Consider the following 19,192-nt stretch of genomic DNA (forward strand, 5'->3'; position numbering starts at 1 on the left):
TCTGGACACGTACATGACGATGCTCGGAGCGAATGGGGCCATCGAGCATCCTGAGACACTAAGCGACGCGGGCCTGTCGCTGTTGGTACTGATTGCTGGCTTTCACAGCATCCCGGCTGAACCGGCCCAACTGCGCCACGCGGCGGCGCTGCAAGGCGGCGTGTTTCAGGAAGGCGACCTCGTGCTTGCCGCACGATCTCTGGGACTTCGTTGCCGCGCCGTGCGCTTGCAGGCCGGTCGAATCGACCGCTTGCCACTCCCGGCCTTGGTCATGGACGTGGAGGGACGCCACTTTGTTATTGCCGCGACCAAGGACAGTACCGCGCTGATACAAGAAGCGGATGGGCGCGCACCCACGGTTCAGTCGCTCGATGATGTGATGGCACGCTCCACCGGCCGCGTGCTTCTGTTCGCCTCACGCGCGTCGCTCGCCGGAGAACTGGCCCGTTTTGACTTTTCCTGGTTCATTCCCGCCATAGTTAAGTATCGGCGCATCTTGCTCGGGGTCTTGGGCGTCTCGGCGATTCTGCAACTGTTCGGTTTGGTCACACCGTTGATGTTCCAGGTGGTCATGGACAAAGTGCTTACCAACCGCGCCGAGTCGACGCTGTTGGTGGTTTGTCTTGCGCTGGTGGTGAGCGGCCTGTTCGAAGTCCTGCTGACGGGCTTGCGCAACTACGTGTTCGCGCACACGACCAATCGGATTGATGTGGAATTGGGCTCGCGTTTGTTCCGCCACCTGGTGGCGCTACCCTTGCCGTATTTTGGTGCGCGCCGCGTGGGCGACACCGTTGCTCGGGTGCGTGAACTGGAGAACATTCGTTCCTTTCTTACCGGTCAAGGTCTGACCGCCGTTATCGATGTCTTCTTTTCGTTTATCTTTCTCGGGGTGATGTGCCTGTACAGCGTCTGGCTCACGCTGATGGTGGCCTTATCGCTACCTCTGTACGCACTGATCTCGGTCGCGTTGGTGCCTGTCTTGCGCCATCGACTCAATGAGAAATTCATGCGTGGTGCCGATAACCAGGCGTTTCTGGTCGAATCGGTGGCTGGCATGGAGACAGTCAAAACGATGGCGGTCGAGCCGCATTTCGTGCGTCGATGGGACACGCAGTTGGCCGGTTACGTTTCGGCCGGTTTTCGCGCGAGCAACGTGGGCAATGTCGGCCAGCAACTAATCCAGTGGGTGGGCAAACTAGTGACGGTGGGTACCTTGTTCTTCGGGGCTCGCCTGGTGATTGGTGGTCGTCTCACCGTGGGCGAATTGATTGCGTTCAACATGATGGCGCAACGCGTTGCTGCGCCGGTGCTGCGCCTGGCCCAACTGTGGCAAGACTTTCAGCAAGTGACGATTTCTATGGATCGGCTTGGCGATGTACTCAACGTGCGCACGGAGCTTTGTTCGCAAAAACAATCGCTGCCTGCGGTGCGCGGTGACGTCGTTTTCGAGCAGGTGTCCTTTCGTTACCGTCCCGATGGGCCGGAAGTGCTCAAAGATATCAATCTCCAAATCCGTCCTGGCCAGATCATTGGCATCGTAGGCCGGTCGGGCTCAGGCAAGAGCACGCTGGCGAAGCTGCTGCAGCGTCTGTACCTCCCCGAGCGCGGAACTATGCGCGTGGACGGTATCGATCTCAACGTCGCGGATCCGGCGTGGCTGCGTCGACAGATCGGCGTGGTGCAACAGGAGAACCGGCTGTTCAACCGCTCGATCCGCGAGAACATTGCCTTGACCGATCCATCTGCTCCTCTTGCGGCGGTGATTGACGTGGCCACGTTGGCGGGCGCCCACGAGTTCATTACGGCGCTGCCGGAGGGTTATGACACGCGCGTCGAAGAAAACGGGGGCAACCTTTCAGGTGGTCAGCGTCAGCGCCTGGCCATTGCGCGGGCATTGCTGACTCAGCCACGTATCCTGATTTTCGACGAGGCCACCAGCTCGCTCGATGTTGAGACCGAGCAGGTGATTCAGCACAACATGGCTGCTATCTGTGCGGGCCGCACGGTGATCATCATTGCTCATCGCCTTAGCGCGGTTCGACACGCTCATCAGATCCTGGCAATGGACGAAGGGCGCATAGTTGAACGGGGCACGCACTCTGAACTCTTGGCGCGTTCTGGCTACTACGCCCACTTGGTAGGCATGCAATCGACGGTGTTGACATGAACCGATGGTTCGAGGGCGCCGCCAGCGATTTGTGGCGACACTATGGAGAGGTATTCCGGGCGGCATGGGCTGAACGGGATGCGCACGCACCGTCGTCGCGGGAGATCCATGAGGCCGAGTTTCTTCCTGCTCATTTGGAGTTGATGGAAACGCCGCTGCATCCCGCACCGCGCTGGACGATACGGATCATCGTTACTCTGGTCCTATTGACCCTGTTGATCGCCATGTTGGGCAAGCTCGATATCGTGGTGGTTGCAAACGGCGAGCTGATACCGGACAGCAACGTCAAGGTCGTGCAGCCAGCCATCACTGGAGTGGTGCGCGCTATTCATGTTCACGATGGTCAGCAAGTCGTGCTCGGACAAGCCTTGGTGGATTTGGATACACGACAGGCTGCAGCAGACACCTCCACCGCGCACGATCATCGCGTCCATGCCGCGCTGGCCATGGCACGCGTGCAGGCGCTGCTGTCGGCTGTGGCCACCGACCGATTGCCGTCGATCTCGCGCGTTGCAGAGGCATCTGTTCTGGATCAGCAGCAGGCCGCTGATCTGGCCGCCCAGACCTGGCAGGCTTATGTCGACAAACGTCAGGGCGCGCGCGACGAACTCAGCGCCAGACAGGCCGATCTGGCGAGCACGGGGCAAGAGATCGCCAAGCTAGAGGCGACGGCACCGTTGGCCGAACAGGAAGCGGACGCCTATCGGGCCTTGCTGGCAAAGAAAGATGTGGCGCAGATGGATTATCTGGAGCGCGAGCAGACAGCGCAAAACCAAATTCACGAGTTGGCGGCGCAGCGCAGCCACGCGCTGCTGTTGATGGCGACCATCCGTCAGCAGAAGGCTGATCTGGCAGGTGTTACATCAGGTTTTTTGCGTGATGAGCGACTTGAACTGGACAAAGTTACGCAAGATTTCACCGCCAGCGGGAACGAGGAATCCAAGACCTCCACGCGACAGGCTCTGCTGACGCTCAAGGCTCCTGAGGCGGGGACAGTTCAGCAACTTGCCATACATACGCTGGGTGGAGTCGTTACCACGGCGCAAGCACTCATGGAAATCGTGCCCAAGGACACTTTGCGAGTCAAAGCCACCATCGAGAACCGTGATGTGGGGTTCGTGCATAAGGGGCAAACCGTGGTGGTGAAGGTGGCCGCGTTTCCGTATACCCATTACGGCTACTTGACGGGAACCGTTGTGGAGCTCGCCAATGATGCCGCCAAGGACAATAAGCGGGGCTCGGTATTCGTGGCGTACGTGCGTTTGTCCAGCAACCATATGCGCATTGACGAGCGATGGATCGACTTGACCCCGGGCATGGCAGTCAGCGCGGAGATCACGACCGGGCGACGGCGCGTGATCAGTTATTTCCTCGGTCCGTTGCTGCAAAATGCGCAGGAAAGCCTGCATGAACGCTAGGTGGCGTGCTCGCCTCGCGTGCGCGATGGGGATGGCTTGGCTGGGAGTTAGCGCCGCATGGGCGACCGACCCATTTCATACCCGCCACGAGGTTCCGGCCAACGCCGGCAGTGCGCTGCTGGGTGAGCATATGGCGTGTGTGTTCGGCGCGCCCACGGTGCCCTTGACGCTGCCGGAAACGGTCGAGCGAGCGTTATGTGCCAACCCCGATACGCGCGATGCGTGGACGATCATCGAAGAGCAAACGGCGGCTGTGGGCATAAGTAAGGCCGCCTATTTGCCGACGCTATCGGCTACCGGCCAATGGGTGCATGAGAACAGTCTGACGAATGTTCGCGACCATGCACCACTTAGCTCCAATTATTCGACCGGGGTGCACTCGGGCAACCTGACGTTCGGTTGGATACTGTATGACTTCGGCGAACGTCGCGCCGCGTTGAACCATGCCGAAGCGCTCCTGAGCGCAGCACAAGCCAGTGCTGACGCGGTGCTGCAACAGACGTTTGCTGATGCCGCCAAAGCATATTACGCGGCGCAGGCCGCCCGTGAGCAACTGCACGCTGACGATGCGATTGTCGCTGCTGCGTGGAGCGGTGTGACCGCTGCTGAAGAGCGGGTTGGACGTGGCGTGGGCCCCATCACTGAGGAGTATCAGGCGCAAAGCGCCTATGAGCAGGCGCGGGTTTCGCAAACCCGTGATCGGGGCCAAGCACTAGTGGCGCAAGGTAATCTGGCTAACGCCATGGCACTCTCACCCGATACGCCGCTGACGTTGGTCCCTCTAGACGATACGGTGCAACCTAGTGAAGCATTTCAGAGTTCGGTGACGCAGCTCATGGCCCAAGCCGTGAGCTCGCACCCTGCCGTCGCGGCGGCTGCGAACGAATTGCGGGCCGCCCAGGTAGGCGTGACCCAGGCGAAGGCCCAGGGACGCCCCACGATCAAACTGGTTGCGCAATACAGTCAGAATAACAATCCCGTGCAACTGGGCTTGGGTCAGCCGCACTTTCCGGCTACCGGTCATGACGGCTATATCGGAGTCCAAGTCAACGTCCCCATTTTTTCCGGTTTTGCGACCACGTATCAGGTACGGCAGGCCGAGGCGCAGATGGACCAGCAAGCGGTTGCGCTGGACAAAGCGCGACAGCACGTCGCACTGCAGGTTTGGACGAGCTATCAAACCCTGCAAACTGACACGCAGAATCTGACGACCAGCGCCCTGTCGCAACATGTTGCCACGCTGGCCTGGCAATCGGCACAACGACGATATGGTTCCGGGGTGGGCACCATCCTTGAGCTGCTAAGCACCCAGACGGCGCTTGCACAAGCAAGGCAGCAACGAGTCGAGGCGTTGACAGCATGGCGATATGACCGCCTGGCTCTGGCCTCCTCGCTCGGAAAGTTGGGGTGGGGGGACGTCAATGGTCGTTGATACGGTGGCGCATGTCCGCTTTCAAAAAGTCTTCGCCTTCATGCAGACATATCGATGTGAATATGGGGTGTTAGCGACGACCGGGTGGCATGCCGCAACCATATTTGATGAGTCGCCATGCGCCTATTGTTGATCCATCAGAACCTGCCGGGCCAGTACCGGCATCTACTTGCTCACTACGGACAGCGCGCCGATTGCCAAGTCGTGGGTCTCGGCGAAATGCGCCGACTGCGTGAGAACTTCCGCCAACCTATTTCCGGTGTTCGTTTGGTCGGGTATGAAACGCCACCTGCAACAAGATCGACCACCTTGCCGATGCTGCGAACTACTGAGGCGGCAGTGCAGCGCGGTCATACGGTGCTCAACGTTCTGTTGCGGCTCAAGAAGGCCGGGTTCTACCCGGATGTGGTCTACGCCCATCCAGGCTGGGGCGAAACCTTGTTCCTTAAAGATGTCTTCCCGAAGGCCCTACTGCTGCATTTTTGTGAGTTCTATTACAACACGACAGGACAGGACTTCGATTTCGATCCGGAGTTTCCCAATACCGCCGATGAGGTGCTCCGGCTGCGAACACGGAATCTCCATCACCTAATGGCTTTGGAGCAAGCTGACGTTGGTATCGCTCCGACGGTGTGGCAAAAGACCCGTTTCCCGCTGATGTGTCAGTCGAAGATTACCGTGGTCCATGACGGCGTGGACACGACGACCGTTAAGCCCGACGCGGAAGCGTTTGTTCAGTTTCCCAAGAAAAATCTGCGACTCACCCGTCAGAACGAAGTCATTACCTTCGTGAGTCGAAATTTGGAACCGTACCGTGGTTTCCATACGTTCATGCGTGCATTGCCGGAGCTTTTGGATGCTCGTCCAGCGGCGCACGTGATCATCGTGGGCGGAAACGACGTTTCATACGGACGCAGGTTGGCGACAGGTACCTACCGTGAAAAATATCTGGCGGAAATTGACGGAAAGTTTGACACCAGTCGTGTGCATTTCGTGGGCAAGGTGCCCTATGCGACCTACCTGCGTGTGCTGCAGGTATCCACGGCACATGTATACCTTACTTATCCGTTCGTCCTGTCTTGGTCGATGATGGAAGCGATGGCAGCGGGCTGCGTGCTGATTGGCTCACGCACACCGCCGGTCGAAGAAGTAATCGCTCATGGCATCAACGGATTGCTGATCGATTTCTTCTCATCCCAGCAACTTGTCGAGGCGGTCCAAACGGTCTGTCATGAGTCCACCAAGATGGGGGCGGTGCGTGAACGGGCGCGTCAGACGATCGTCGATCGCTATGATCTGAAAACCATCTGTCTACCGAGACAACAGGCCTTGATCGAGTCTGCCCTCTGACACCCAATGCGCTGCCTGGTTGTGCATGGTGCAGGACGATTAGATCGGGTTATCGAGGGTAGAACAGCACCGCTGTTTGACTCGAGGCTCGATCAGCCAAGCCACTATGTGGGGGCGTCTCAGCCGATGAGATTAGACAGTGACAACCTTTGCGAACCAATGAAGGAGGTGTCATGTCTTACGCCGACCGGATGTGCGTGCGAATGTTGGCTTGGTGTTTAGTCCCAGTGGTTGCGTCGATCCCAATATCCTTCATTGCTTCCACTATCTTAACGATCCCGGCAATGATGGGCGGGCAAGCTGCTCCATCGGACGTGCCGTTTCTGATCGCCATGGCGGGGGCCTGCTTCGGCGTAGTCATCTTCGCCATTCAAGGCATCCTTCTATGGCGTTGGCGACTCGGCAAGACAGAGGATTGCTGGATCTGTGGATGCTTGCTGGGGAGAGAACGGGAGGGGCGCTGGGGGCCATATCGACGATGTCTGGGGTGTGGCAAGAACCATTCAGCTCGCGAGTAGCGCGCAGTCCCCCGAGATCAAGATTGTGTCTCTGGGAATGGCCCATTCGAAACTTCCGCCCTAGCGCCCTATGATTCGAAGCTGAAGGGTGCTCAAAGGGCAGGGGAAATGGGAATTTCAATCGAAGGTGTGATCACCGCCAAGCTCGGGTTGGCGTCACATCAGAATGCCGTGCCGCTTCTTCGACAACTGACCATCATCAATGATGACGTCGAAGGACTTGACCACCTGGTTCTGGAGCTTGAGCCGAGCTTACCGTTTGCCAAGACAAAGATTTGGCGAATCGACAGGTTGGGGCCTGATTCCTCAATAGCAATTCCTGATCGCGATGTAGAGCTGAAGGATGGCTACCTAGCTGACTTGACCGAAAGTATGCAGGCTGCAGTGCAGCTTCGCTTGCGATCGGACGCTGGCGTTGTCGCGGAACACAGGTTTCCTGTCGAACTACTCGCGCGAAATGAGTGGGGAGGTGCGGGAGCCATGCCCGAACTTCTGGCTGCTTTCTGTATGCCGAACGATCCTGCCGTCGACAAGGTTCTCAAGAAGTCGTCGGATACCCTGCGCAGGGCAGGGCGGCCAGATGGTATAGATGGTTATAAGGCGGGATCCCGTCAACGATCTTGGGAACTGGCCTCGGCTGTTTGGTCTGCCGTCTGCGGGTACCAAATCAGCTATGTGGTCCCACCGGCGAGCTTCGAGCAGCAGGGGCAAAAAATTCGGTCTCCTTCACAGATTCTGGAAGGAGGTGTAGGCACCTGCTTGGATACTGCTCTTTTGTTTGCTGCAGCCTTGGAACAGGCCGGCCTCAATCCCGTTCTTTTATTGACCAAAGGCCATGCATTCGCAGGAGTCTGGCTTCAGCCGCAGGAGTTTGCACAGGTACTAACTGAGGACGCCTCTTCAGTTCGCAAGCGCATTGAACTGCAGGAGCTTTTGGTGTTTGAGACGACCTTGGCCACGCAATCGCCAGCTCCGGGATTCAGCCATGCAGTGGACGTTGCCAAGCGCCAGTTGACTGACGAAGACTTTGTGATCGCAGTTGACGTGCGTCGCGCTCGCATTCAGAAACTGCGCCCGCTGACGGTGCCCGCTCCGACCACGGCCCATGCGCAAGACGAAGAAGCTCCAACGGTCAACGAGGCTTTAGAAGCCGCTCCCTCGCTGCCTGGCTTTGACACTGACGTCGAGGATGAGCCTCTCACGCCGACCGACAAGCTGGAACTGTGGCAGCGCAAACTACTCGATCTGACTACGCGGAACCGCCTACTTCATTTGCCTGATAGCGCCAAGGCGATCCGCCTGACGTGTCCGGACCCGGCGGCACTTGAAGACATACTGTCGGCGGACAAGAGTGTGCGCATAGTCAGCATGCCGGATCTCGAAGTGGGCGGGCGTGACAGCGAGATATACGAGAAACGTAACCGCGAAAGCCTAGAGGAAGAATCTGCCCGTCAGGCCTTGGTGCGCAACGAGGTGCTCTCACGGATGGAGAAGGGCAAGCTCGACGCGGCACTGATTGATCTTTATCGCAAAGCTCGCTCAGATATGGAGGAGGGTGGCTCCAACACGCTATTTCTTGCCGTGGGTTTTTTGCGCTGGAAAAAGGCCGAGGATGATCCGAAAAGCTACTGTGCCCCCCTGATCCTGCTTCCGGTCAAGTTGGAGCGGCGCAGTGTGCTATCCGGCGTGAAGATGACCATGCTGGATGATGAGCCTCGGTTCAATCTGACGCTTCTGGAACTTCTTCGCCACGACTTCCAGCTCACTATCCCAGGCCTGAGCGGCGACCTGCCAGCGGACGAGAGTGGTATCGATGTCGAGGGTATCTGGAACATCGTACGTCGCGCCGTGCGTGATATCCCGGGCTTCGAGGTCACCACTGATGTTGTGCTGGGGACATTTTCCTTCGCGAAATACTTAATGTGGCGCGATCTGATCGATCGATCAGATCGATTGATGGAAAACGACGTCGTGCGGCATTTGCTGCACCACAAGCTTGGTGACTCCTCGCTTGAATCGGTGGGTGAGTTTCCAGAGCCCACGAAACTCGATGCCGTCATCGATCCTCGCGAACTGTTTACGCCACTTCCGGCTGATTCATCGCAATTGGCCGCCGTAGTCGCTTCCGCCACGGGTCACAGTTTCGTGTTGGATGGACCACCGGGCACCGGCAAGTCGCAAACCATCGCCAATATGATTGCTCACAACCTCGCGCTTGGACGCCGTGTGCTGTTCGTGGCTGAGAAGATGGCTGCCTTGGACGTTGTGAAGCGACGACTTGAAGACAAAGGCATCGGCCAGTTTTGCCTGGAGCTGCATTCGAGCAAGTCCTCCAAAATGCACGTGCTCGAGCAGTTGGATCGTGCATGGACATCGCGCGACACACTGACCGAGGCGGAGTGGAATGCGCAGGCCCAAAAGGTCAGATCGCTCCGTGATCGACTCAACGAAGTCGTGAAAGTACTCCACGAACGCTGGCCCAACGGTTGGTCAGTCCATGAGGCCATTGGCCGTGTGGTGAAAGATGTGGTCGCACTGACGCCTCGGCTTTCCTGGCTGGATGGGACGGAGCATGACGCCACCCAGATGCAACATTTGCGGGATGTTGCCCGGCGGTTGGATCTAAACCGATCGGCTGCCCAAGATGTCGGCGCACGGATGACGCTCTTGACTCGGACCGAGTGGTCCAACGCTTGGCAGGAGACCGTGGTAGGAGCAGCTCGTCAGGTACTCACGACCCTCAATGCCTGCGATGAGGCGTGTGCACAGGTCGTTCGGAACACTGGGCTGTCGGTAGGCAGTTCGGCCCCTATGGCTGCCAAGCTTCTCGGGGTGTCTCGGCTCCTTCCCGACGCATACGGGGTGGATCTGCGCTTTGCGTTCTCACCAGAACTGAAAGCGATCAGTGCTTCAGCTCAGCGCGCCATGTCTCTGCTCAAGGACTATAAGGCGCTGGAAAACCGCTTGTCTCAGACTTATGCGCCAGAGGCGGTTCGTCGTATTGATATTGACACGTTGCGACGTAACTGGACCGACGCATCCGGGAAGTTTTGGTTCCTTGCCACGTTGGCAAAGAAGGGTGTAGCCAAGTCGCTCGCTGGCAACGTGGGAACGGCTGCTCTGCCTAGCGTAGGGGACGACCTTCCTCTGCTCGCCGAGATGCGGGCTCTGGTTGCCAAGATTGATCAGTTGGACGGCGATCTGCGCGAGGTTCCCGGATGGTCTGCGTTGAGCAGCAATGTCACGCGTATGGCATTCACCACTAGGTTGGCTGAGAGCCTTCGTGCAAATTTGATTCCGCTGGCCAGTTCACCTGAGCAGCTGATTAAGCTCCGCCACGAGATGCAAAAGCTGGTGATCGACGGCAATGACTTGCTGGATCCTAATGGTCCTATCGCGGGTGCCGTTGGACAGCTCACAAGTCGCCACAAGGCGCTATTCGAAGCGACCGAGCAGTTTGGCAAGGCTGCCGGAGCTGAAGTCGATCTCAACAGGCAAGTTCCCGAGCTCTATGCCAATGCGCAAGCGGTCGTCGAAAACGAAAAGGCACTGAATGCCTGGTGTAGTTGGCGGCGCGTACGCCGAGAGGCAGTTGCGTGCGGGCTCCAGCCTTTGGTTGATGCGGTAGAGCAGGGCACGCTCCCTGTTGGCTCGGTCGCCGACACTCTAGAGGTGGCATATGCGCGCTGGTTTGCTGCCAAGGCGATCGACGCTGAGCCACTCCTATGCAACTTTGTCCCGGCCGAACAACAGAGCGATATTGCCGCGTACCAAACAGCAGTTGACCAGTTGGGTGAGCTTACTTCCGCGTACATCCGCGCCAAGCTCTCGGGCAACATTCCGGATAAGAACGGCGTTACCAAGCGCAGCGGCTTTGGCGTACTCAAGCATGAGTTGCAAAAGCAACGCCGTCACAAGCCGGTACGTCAGTTGGCTCAGGAGATGGGCCTAGATTTCACGGTTCTGGCGCCGTGCATGCTGATGAGTCCGCTATCAATCGCCCAGTACCTGCCGGCCGACCACGAACTGTTCGATCTCGTTATTTTTGATGAGGCCTCGCAAATTGCGCCTTGGGATGCGGTGGGCTCCATCGCACGAGGAAAGCAAGTCGTTATCGCCGGTGATCCGCGGCAAATGCCCCCAACGAGTTTTTTCAATCGTGGCACTGACGATGGTGACGACGACACCGACGAAGATATGGAGAGCATCCTTGACGAGTGCATCGGTGCAGGTGTGCCGCAGCACAGTTTGAGCTGGCACTATCGTAGTCGACACGAAAGCCTGATTACGTTCTCAAACTACCGCTATTACGGCGGCAGCCTGATCACGTTTCCGGCGGCCGATACACGCCCGAGCACGGTGACGTGGCGGAAGGTTGATGGCATCTATGCGAGGGGTAAGGGCGGGCGTCGTAATCCTCTGGAGGCCCAGGCGATCGTGGCCGAAGTAGTAAGGCGCTTGATCGACCCACAGTTCATCGCATCAAGACAATCTATTGGCATCATTACGCTCAACGCCGAGCAGCAAAAGCTGGTGGAAGATCTTCTCGATCAGGCACGGCGCGAGCATCAGTCAATCGAACCGTTCTTCAAAGATGATCTAAGTGAGCCTGTCGTGGTCAAGAATCTGGAGACCATGCAGGGAGACGAACGAGATTTGATTATCCTGGGTATCGGCTATGGTCCCACCGAACCAAGTTCGAACGTCATGTCCATGAACTTTGGACCGCTCAATCGGGAATGTGGTTGGCGTCGCTTGAACGTCGCCGTTACGCGAGCACGTCGCGAGATGATGGTCTTCACGTCGTTCGATCCTTCGATGATTGACCTCAATCGCACTTCGGCACGGGCGGTACAAGATCTGCGGCATTTCATCGAGTTTGCGCAGCACGGCCCCAAGGCACTCTCTGCGGCGGTGCACGGTTCCATTGGTGACCACGACTCGCCGTTTGAGCAGTTCGTTGCGGAAGGGCTGCGTGCGAAGGGCTGGGAGACCCACCCGCAGATTGGTGTGTCGCGTTTTCGAATCGATCTGGGCGTCGTCCATCCCGATCGTCCGGGTGACTACTTGGTCGGCGTCGAATGCGACGGGGCGACGTATCACAGTGCGGCCACCGCACGCGATCGCGACAAGGTTCGAGCCGAGATTCTGCGCGGCCTCGGCTGGCAGTTGGTGCGCGTTTGGTCGACAGAATGGTGGGTTGACCGCGACGGAGCGCTTCAGCGACTACATGAAGCCATCAGCGCATTGCTCGAGAGCCAACGTGCCGACGCGGCGGAATTGCGGAAGACTCAGGAGATCGAAACGGCAGCCGCCGTCGAGTCGGTTAAAGCCGAAGGCGAGGCCATTGCAGCGAGGGACGACGAGCCCGACTCAGATGGAGGAGATATTGTTGAGCCTGTTCCGGTAGTTTCGACGGAAGGCGAGAGCCAAGGGCCAGAACCTTTGCGTTTGGTTGCAAGTGGTCCAAGCAGCATCAGTGGAGAACCAACGAAGCGTATCTACCGCGTGACTGACCTCTCTCATCTGGAAACGTCACTGCGTCCGGAGAGCTTCCAAGACGCATCCTACGATGACACGCTTGAAAAATGCATCCAGGAAGTTCTGGAACAAGAAGCGCCGATTCTTGACAAGGTTCTCGTCGACCGCGTGGCTCGAGCGCATGGATTCAGGCGATCTGGTCGTCTGATTCGTGAGCGTGTCCTCGACATCGCCGAGCGCCGATATCACTTTCAACTCGATCCAGAGCCGGAACGTGGGCATTTCGTGTGGCTGGCTGCGGATGATCCTGGGCGTTGGTGCGCGTATCGGGTTCCGGAGCGGGAGGAAGATGTCCGCTCTATCGAGGAACTTGCTCCCGAGGAAATCATGGCTGCCGCACAGTCTATCCAGAGCGATGATGCAGTGGTTGATATCGCGAGGACTTTCGGAGTTCGCAGGCTCTCGGCTTCGGCAAAAGACCGGCTCCTCAGAATCCTCGGAGCAGGGCCTGAGTCCTAGGCAGTTCACCAACATGGTGGAAGTCAGTGATTAGTGCAAAACGCAAGCCACCTGCGCACCTTCGCAACTGCAATTGATCAGCGGCGGCGAAACTGACCACAGCCAGTGGCCACACTGCGCTGCCCATCTCCGGCATTGATCCAGACGACGCCAACGGCGCTCGAGAGGCTCGACAGGTGCGCTGGCCAGCGCAGTCGACAGGCAACAACCGGCCAACACTGTCGACTCCCCATAAATCAGTGCCACGCTAAATTAGAGGTCGCCGGGTCGTTTTGAATGCGGAATTCGGCGGGCGTGAGCCCGTCGAGGCTGTCATGGGGAATCTCGTTGTTGTAGTCAGCTACCCATCGTTCGGCCTGCTCGCGCACTTCGGTGAGATTGCGGAAGACATGCATGTCCAACACGCCACGCCGGAAGCTTCCGTTGAAGCGTTCGATAAAGCCGTTCTGCATCGGCCGGCCGGGCTCGATGAAGTCCAAGGCGATGCCCTTGCGTTCCGCCCATTCGGCCAGAGCCAGCGCGATGAACTCCGGGCCGTTATCCAGGCGCAGCTTGGTCGGGTAGCCGCGCCAGGCGGCGATGCGCTCCAGCGTGCGAATGACACGTGTGGCTGGTAGGTTGAGATCCACTTCGACCGCCAGCGCTTCGCGACTGAAATCATCGATCACATTGAACGTACGAAAGCGCCGCCCGTCCCACAGGGCGTCGGACATGAAGTCGATCGACCAACTGCTGTTGATCTGGTCGCCGGCCACCAACGGCATCGGGTGCCGGTTGGGTAACCGCTTCTTTCCGCGGCGGCGCCGGTTGAGCTGCATCAGGCAGTACACGCGCCACACCCTCTTGTGATTCCAAACCAGCCCGCGACGGCGGATCAGTTGGAACAGCTTGTCGAAACCACGCTCCGGAAACCGCTCAGCCAGCTCGGCCAGCAACGCAATCACTGCTTCGTCCCGATCCACTCGGCGTTTGTAGCGTGCCGTCGATCGAGAAAGCCCCACCGCCTGACAAGCCCGACGCTCGCTCCAGTCGTGAACATCCATCAGCCACGACATCAGCGGGCGCTTGTGCGCCGGGTCTATAGTTTTTTTGCGATGACGTCCTTCAGCGCCATGTTCTCCAGCGACAGATCAGCGAACATGCGCTTGAGGCGGCCGTTCTCTTCTTCCAGATCCTTCAGACGCCGAACATCAGCCGCTTCCATGCCGCCGTACTTGGACTTCCAGACGTAGTAGGTGGCGTCCGAGATACCCAGCTCTCGGCACACATCTTTGACCTGTCGACCGCCTTCGACCTGCTTCAGCGTCGCGACGATCTGGCTCTCGGTGAACTTGCTCTTGCGCATCGTTGGTCTCCTTAGGGGCTAGTTTGCCCGGAGACCTCTGGTTATGCCTGGACCAAGTTTATGGGGAGTCGACAACACCGGCTGTTCGTCCAAGTCACATAGGCGCCGCAAAGTAGCCGTTCGCCGCCGTCAGGAATGGATTGATCTCTGTCTGTCACAGCTTGTCAGGCCCGCGCGGAGGCTACAGTCCAAAACCGTCGGTCGCGTTTTGAGCCGGGCTGGGCGTGCGGTCAAAAAGGGTGCTCGTTGTTATCGTGACGACCAGTTGCCTCCGCCCGAGAAATTCCATAACTGTGCCCGCGATGGGTCATGCATGGCGTTCACCCTAAGCCTTGCACCCGATCGGAGTTACGTATGCGCGAGTTGATAGTTGGGATTTGCCTCAGCAGTTAGCTTATTCGGTAACAGTCCCTGACTCTCACCCCGGCTTGTGAAGCCATTCGGTCGAAGTCAGATCCGAGCAGATGGCGTCGTTGACGCAAGGGGAAAACGCAGTGTTTGCCTACTATCTGGAACTGGCCGTGCGCAGCCTGCGGCGCAGCCCTGGCCTTACTGCGCTGATGATGCTGGCGATCGCCTTTGGCGTGGCGGCGTCCATGACGATGTATTCGGTATTTCGCGGCATATCCGCCGATCCGATTCCGTGGAAGTCGTCGCAACTGTTCGTGCCGCAAATCGACGTCTGGGGCCCGGGCCACCGCGACAATGGTGAACCGCCTATCGCGTTGACCTATACCGATGCCATGGCGCTGATGCGCCAACATCGGGCCTTGCGCCAATCCGCGATCACTTCGTTTTTTCGGTCGGTAAGGCCGCCGCGTTTCAGCGAAAACGACAGTCTGATCGACGCTCGGGGCTATGCGGTCTACAGCGAATTTTTTCCCATGCTGGATGTGCCGTTTCACTACGGCACTGGCTGGAGTGCGGACGACGATGCGGGTCGAACCCCGGTTGTGGTGATAAGCGATCACTTCAACCAGGAGATGTTCGGCGGCGGCAACAGCGTCGGCAAGAGCATAACCATCGACACCCACGACTATCGGGTTGTGGGTGTTGTCAGGTACTGGAACCCGCAACCGGATTTCTTTAGTGCTCTCCAGTTCCGACTCGAGGCGCCAGACTTTTTTTTACCGTTTCAATTCTTGATGGCGAACCATGCCTTCATGGGGTTCAAATGCCAGAAAGGCATCGACCTGGCTTTCACTGCGACGCTTTTGAGCCCGGACTGTCCATGGATCTCGTACATGGCTGAACTGGATACTCCAGCGGCCGTACAGACGTATCGGCAATATCTCGATGCGTATACCAGCGAACAGCAAAAGATGGGCCGCTTCACCTGGAGCCCGAACAACCGCCTGCGCGACGTGCCGGCGTTTCTCGACTACCGGCATGTGGTACCCAGCAATACGGAACTGTCGTTATTGGTGGCGCAAGGCCTGCTGGTCGTATGCCTGCTCAATACGGTGGGGCTGCTGCTGGCCAAGTTCCTTCGGCGCGGGGTCGAGATCGCCGTGCGGCGTGCACTCGGCGCCTCACGGGCGTCGATCTATGCTCAATTTCTCACCGAGGCAGGACTGATCGGCGCCGGGGGCGGCATGCTCGGGCTGCTGCTGACGGTCATTGGCGTGCTCAGTATCGGTGCGGTGATGCCAGCACAGCTGGCCGCGCTGGCGCGACTCGACCCCAGCTTGCTGTTGCTCACGCTGCTGCTTGCCGTGACGGCCACCCTGCTTGCCGCTGTCTATCCTGCGTATCGCGCGTCGCAGGTACCACCTGCGCTTCAGCTCAAAGCACAATGAGGATAACGCAGTGAACGTTTATCCCATCCTTATGGCATTGCGCCGACACAAGGTCGCCGTGCTCCTTATCGTGTCGCAAATCGCGCTGACCCTGGCGATCGTCGCCAATGCCTTCTTCCTTATCGGCCATACCATCGAGCACATGACTCGCCCAAGCGGGCGCCAGGAAGATGGTCTGATCGTGGTTTTGCAGAAATGGACAGGCTTGTCTGATAACGATGGTGCTGCCCTTGTGGAGAAGATCGATGCCTCGCAACGCACGGATCTAGCAGCAATAAGAAATTTGCCGGATGTGCAGGAAGTTGCAGCCTCAAGCCAGGAAGATGACGCCGGCACTATTTCTCTTGATGCGGACGGCAAAGGCAAACTTGTGCAGGCAGGCTACTTTTACGGCGACGAACACTTGCGATCGACCCTCGGCCTGCACCTGGTTGCGGGTCGCGACTTTTTCGCGGACGAGATCCGACATGGCGAGGGACTTCCGGGCTCACCTATTGTCATCGTTAGCAGGCCCCTCGCGAATCAGCTGTTTCCCCATGGCAACGCACTTGGTCAAACGGTTTATCAGGACAGCAAGCCGGCCACGATTGTGGGCATCGTCGAGCGCTTGCAGACATCGATGGGGGAAGACACGAATTGGGAATTCAACGCGGTGATGGAACCGCTGCGAGAAGATGGCCTGTGGACGGCCTACGCGGCACGCGCGCGCCCCGGCCGCACCACGGAGGCGATGCGCGAAATCCACAAGGCACTTTTTGCAGTGAAACCCATGCGCCACATGCCGCAAGCGTGGGCCGGCGTCCACAGGTTCTCCGAGAAGCGCGCCAGGGGTTTCAGCGAAGAGCGCGGCATCGCGGTACTGATAGGCGTGATTTGCGTCATTTTGCTGAGCGTCACCGCCGCCGGCATCGTCGGCCTGACCAGTTTCTGGGTCACCCAGCGGCATCGGCAGATTGGCGTGCGGCGCGCACTAGGTGCGAGAAAGATCGACATCCTGCGCTACTTCCAGATCGAGATCCTGCTGATCGCCGGCGCTGGCGCGATCATCGGCGCGCTAGGTGCGGTTGGCCTCAACACATGGCTGATGAGGCGCTACGAGATGCTGCATCTTCCGCTGTTCTACGTGGCCATAGGCGCACTTGTCATGCTCGTGCTTGGCCAGGTTGCCGTGCTGGTGCCAGCGCGCCGTGCTTCCAACGTGCCGCCGGTGGTGGCGACGCGGTCGGTTTGAGTATTGAACCCTTGGTCAGCAGAGTTCGGTCTTCTTGGTCAAATTCTCCGCTCTACGCAGATAGCGGCTTTCCAGAAAGCGGACACCAGCCAACGACTGCTTTGGGTCGCCTGCTGCCGTCAACGTCGATTGACAACCGATTACGTTGATAGGTGGACGGGTCAGTGACCAACGATCCGGTGATACGTCCGCTCCGGCGCGTACGACGAGACTGCCACGCGCCAGCAGAGCAGGGCGATTAGCCTGTGTTATCGCGGGTAGAGCGGGGCCGCTTTTCAAACTGACACGTGCGAGATTCAAGCAGTGCAACACGGAAGCGAAGGACTTGTCCGGCGTGATCTGACCGGTAACATGGCACTTGCCAGCCAGCGATTCTCGCCGTGGCAGGGAGGCTGTTCGTGTCGTGGATGCTGGATGCAAGGGCGCTGCTTGAGACGCTTGGCCAACCGCTGGCGGTGTCTTCCGCTTTCATTGCGCTGTTCCGGTTCATCGAGAACTCGCCGGACGGCAGGTTCGGCTGGTTGTCGCTGGGAGATGACGCCGTCAGTGGGCACGAGTTCGCGGTGGAGGTCATCCGTTGGCGTACGGAGATCCGAGAGTGCATCGGCCGCGAAGATCGGTTTCCGTCGTGTACCCAGATCGCAGAGTTGGGCGCGGTGCTGGAGGCGATTACCGCGCTCGGCCGCATCTCGCCCCAAAATTCCAAACGCCTAGTCATAGCGCTGCGAGTGCTGGATGATGCCTTCCAAGGGGTCCATCCCGCCGAAGTTATATCGGCAACGGATGCGGAAGGTTTCGTCGCGTTGCGTACCCGTATCCGCCTTGGGCAATCCCTGTTTGAGGCTGACGCACTGCGTGCGTATCCCAAGCCACGACGATTGAACTCCCCAGATTTGCGGGGACAGGGTCGCCTGACCGATTTGCTGGTTAATCTTGCGATCGTCAACTGCGGGTCGCAGTTGCAGGTGGTAAATCTGATGGCGTTCGCCAACGGATCTCCGGGTCCCGCGGGATTCAGGCACATCGGCATCATTCCCACGATCGACTCCCACTATGAGCTTGTGTGGAAGAAGGAAGACAACCGCCGATACTCCATCGGAGAGCATCCCGGTGCCCGTGCGGCCATCCACGCTCGTGTCAGCGCCGCGCTGGCGCTGCTCGTCGCAGAAGGCGCGGAGCTGGTGCTCATGCCCGAACTGGTGGCCTCTCCTGACTTGACGGTACTGATCGCGGAAGAGCTCGCTGCGCGTCGGCGCAATGGTCTACATAACCCCCATCTAGTACTCGTGGGTACCCAGCTGGTGAAGGACGTCGACGACAAGGTGCGTAATCGGGCACGCGTACTGAACGCTGAAGGAGATACCGTCTGGGAGCAAGACAAGCTGCATGCCTACCGGTTCAGCGCCAAGGAGCAAGCCGAGGCTGACCACCCCATGGGCCTAGACGACTTGGTCGATCGAACCGAAGCCATCGATGTGGAGCCTCGGACACTCTACATCGTCGATCTTTCACCGACGCAACGGGTCACGATCTTGACCTGCGAAGACTTCATTCAGCCCGATCCGCACCGGGCCGTCGTTGCCGACATCGTGGCCACGACTATCTTGGTGCCGATCATGTCTGGCCGTCGCGCTGGGCAGCACTTGGGCTGGATCCAGGATGCGGCCATGAACTACGTGCGGCACCCTGGCGCCACCTGCGTTGTGGCCAATTCGGGAACGTTGCTCGGTCTCACCCCTGAGGGTTGGCAGTTTGGCCACGTAGTGGCGCCCCTTCGGGTTCCAGAGCATTGGGAGCCATTGCCCCATTCGTCGGCACCCATCGCCTGGCTTGTAGATCTAGGGCGACTCGTGTAAAACAATTGTCGACAATTGTAAGGTGTTTTATGCTAATGCCGTCTCAAATAATTGCGAGACTGATCGAGCCGACTCT

The 19,192-nt window shown here is 58.6% G+C and carries 10 protein-coding genes; 8 read left to right on the plus strand and 2 right to left on the minus strand.

The features are described 5' to 3' along the window. Positions 1-13 precede the first annotated feature (13 nt). The 4 genes from PY254_RS11015 to PY254_RS11030 all read left to right on the plus strand — a co-directional run bounded on the left by PY254_RS11015 (position 14) and on the right by PY254_RS11030 (position 6,367). Positions 14-2,167, plus strand: a complete 2,154-nt coding sequence (locus PY254_RS11015) for a type I secretion system permease/ATPase (protein ID WP_281012091.1) — start codon at positions 14-16, stop codon at positions 2,165-2,167. After that, the gene (locus tag PY254_RS11020; RefSeq protein ID WP_281012092.1) at positions 2,164-3,585 is read left to right on the plus strand and encodes an HlyD family type I secretion periplasmic adaptor subunit; all 1,422 of its coding nucleotides are present in this window, start codon (positions 2,164-2,166) and stop codon (positions 3,583-3,585) included. The genes PY254_RS11015 and PY254_RS11020 overlap by 4 nt, the downstream gene beginning before the upstream one ends. Continuing rightward, on the plus strand, positions 3,575-5,017 hold the full coding sequence (locus PY254_RS11025) for a TolC family protein (protein ID WP_281012093.1): 1,443 nt from the start codon (positions 3,575-3,577) through the stop codon (positions 5,015-5,017). Before PY254_RS11020 ends, PY254_RS11025 begins: the two co-directional genes overlap by 11 nt. Before the next feature lie 117 nt (positions 5,018-5,134). Beyond that, on the plus strand, positions 5,135-6,367 hold the full coding sequence (locus PY254_RS11030) for a glycosyltransferase family 4 protein (RefSeq protein ID WP_281012094.1): 1,233 nt from the start codon (positions 5,135-5,137) through the stop codon (positions 6,365-6,367). Positions 6,368-6,545: 178 nt separating this feature from the next. On the opposite strand, the gene PY254_RS11035 is transcribed toward PY254_RS11030, so the two are convergent. After that, positions 6,546-6,737 (minus strand): hypothetical protein, encoded by a 192-nt coding sequence (locus PY254_RS11035; protein ID WP_281012095.1) that lies wholly within the window; start codon positions 6,735-6,737, stop codon positions 6,546-6,548. Between the two features lie 256 nt (positions 6,738-6,993). Between PY254_RS11035 and PY254_RS11040 the strand changes: the two genes are divergently transcribed. Continuing rightward, positions 6,994-12,885: an anti-phage protein ProA gene (locus tag PY254_RS11040; RefSeq protein ID WP_281012097.1), complete on the plus strand. Its 5,892-nt coding sequence runs from the start codon at positions 6,994-6,996 to the stop codon at positions 12,883-12,885. A 236-nt stretch (positions 12,886-13,121) separates the two neighbouring features. Here the strand turns inward: PY254_RS11040 and PY254_RS11045 are convergent. Next, positions 13,122-14,230, minus strand: a protein-coding gene (locus PY254_RS11045) for an IS3 family transposase (RefSeq protein ID WP_281012099.1) whose coding sequence is annotated in 2 segments (ribosomal slippage) — positions 13,122-13,978 and positions 13,978-14,230 — 1,110 coding nt in all. Because the reading frame shifts where the segments join, the coding sequence is not laid out codon by codon here. A 494-nt stretch (positions 14,231-14,724) separates the two neighbouring features. On the opposite strand from PY254_RS11045, the gene PY254_RS11050 reads away from it, so the two are divergent. The 3 genes from PY254_RS11050 (at position 14,725) to PY254_RS11060 (ending at position 19,116) form a co-directional block, all read left to right on the plus strand. Further along, a complete protein-coding gene (locus PY254_RS11050) occupies positions 14,725-16,029 on the plus strand; it encodes an ABC transporter permease (protein ID WP_281012100.1) in 1,305 nt (434 codons plus the stop codon). 10 nt (positions 16,030-16,039) lie between these two features. After that, positions 16,040-17,260, plus strand: a complete 1,221-nt coding sequence (locus PY254_RS11055; RefSeq protein ID WP_281012101.1) for an ABC transporter permease — start codon at positions 16,040-16,042, stop codon at positions 17,258-17,260. Between the two features lie 398 nt (positions 17,261-17,658). Further along, positions 17,659-19,116 (plus strand): carbon-nitrogen hydrolase family protein, encoded by a 1,458-nt coding sequence (locus tag PY254_RS11060; protein WP_281012102.1) that lies wholly within the window; start codon positions 17,659-17,661, stop codon positions 19,114-19,116. Positions 19,117-19,192: the final 76 nt, after the last annotated feature.

It is taken from the genome of Rhodanobacter sp. AS-Z3, from assembly GCF_029224025.1.
Lineage (GTDB): Bacteria > Pseudomonadota > Gammaproteobacteria > Xanthomonadales > Rhodanobacteraceae > Rhodanobacter.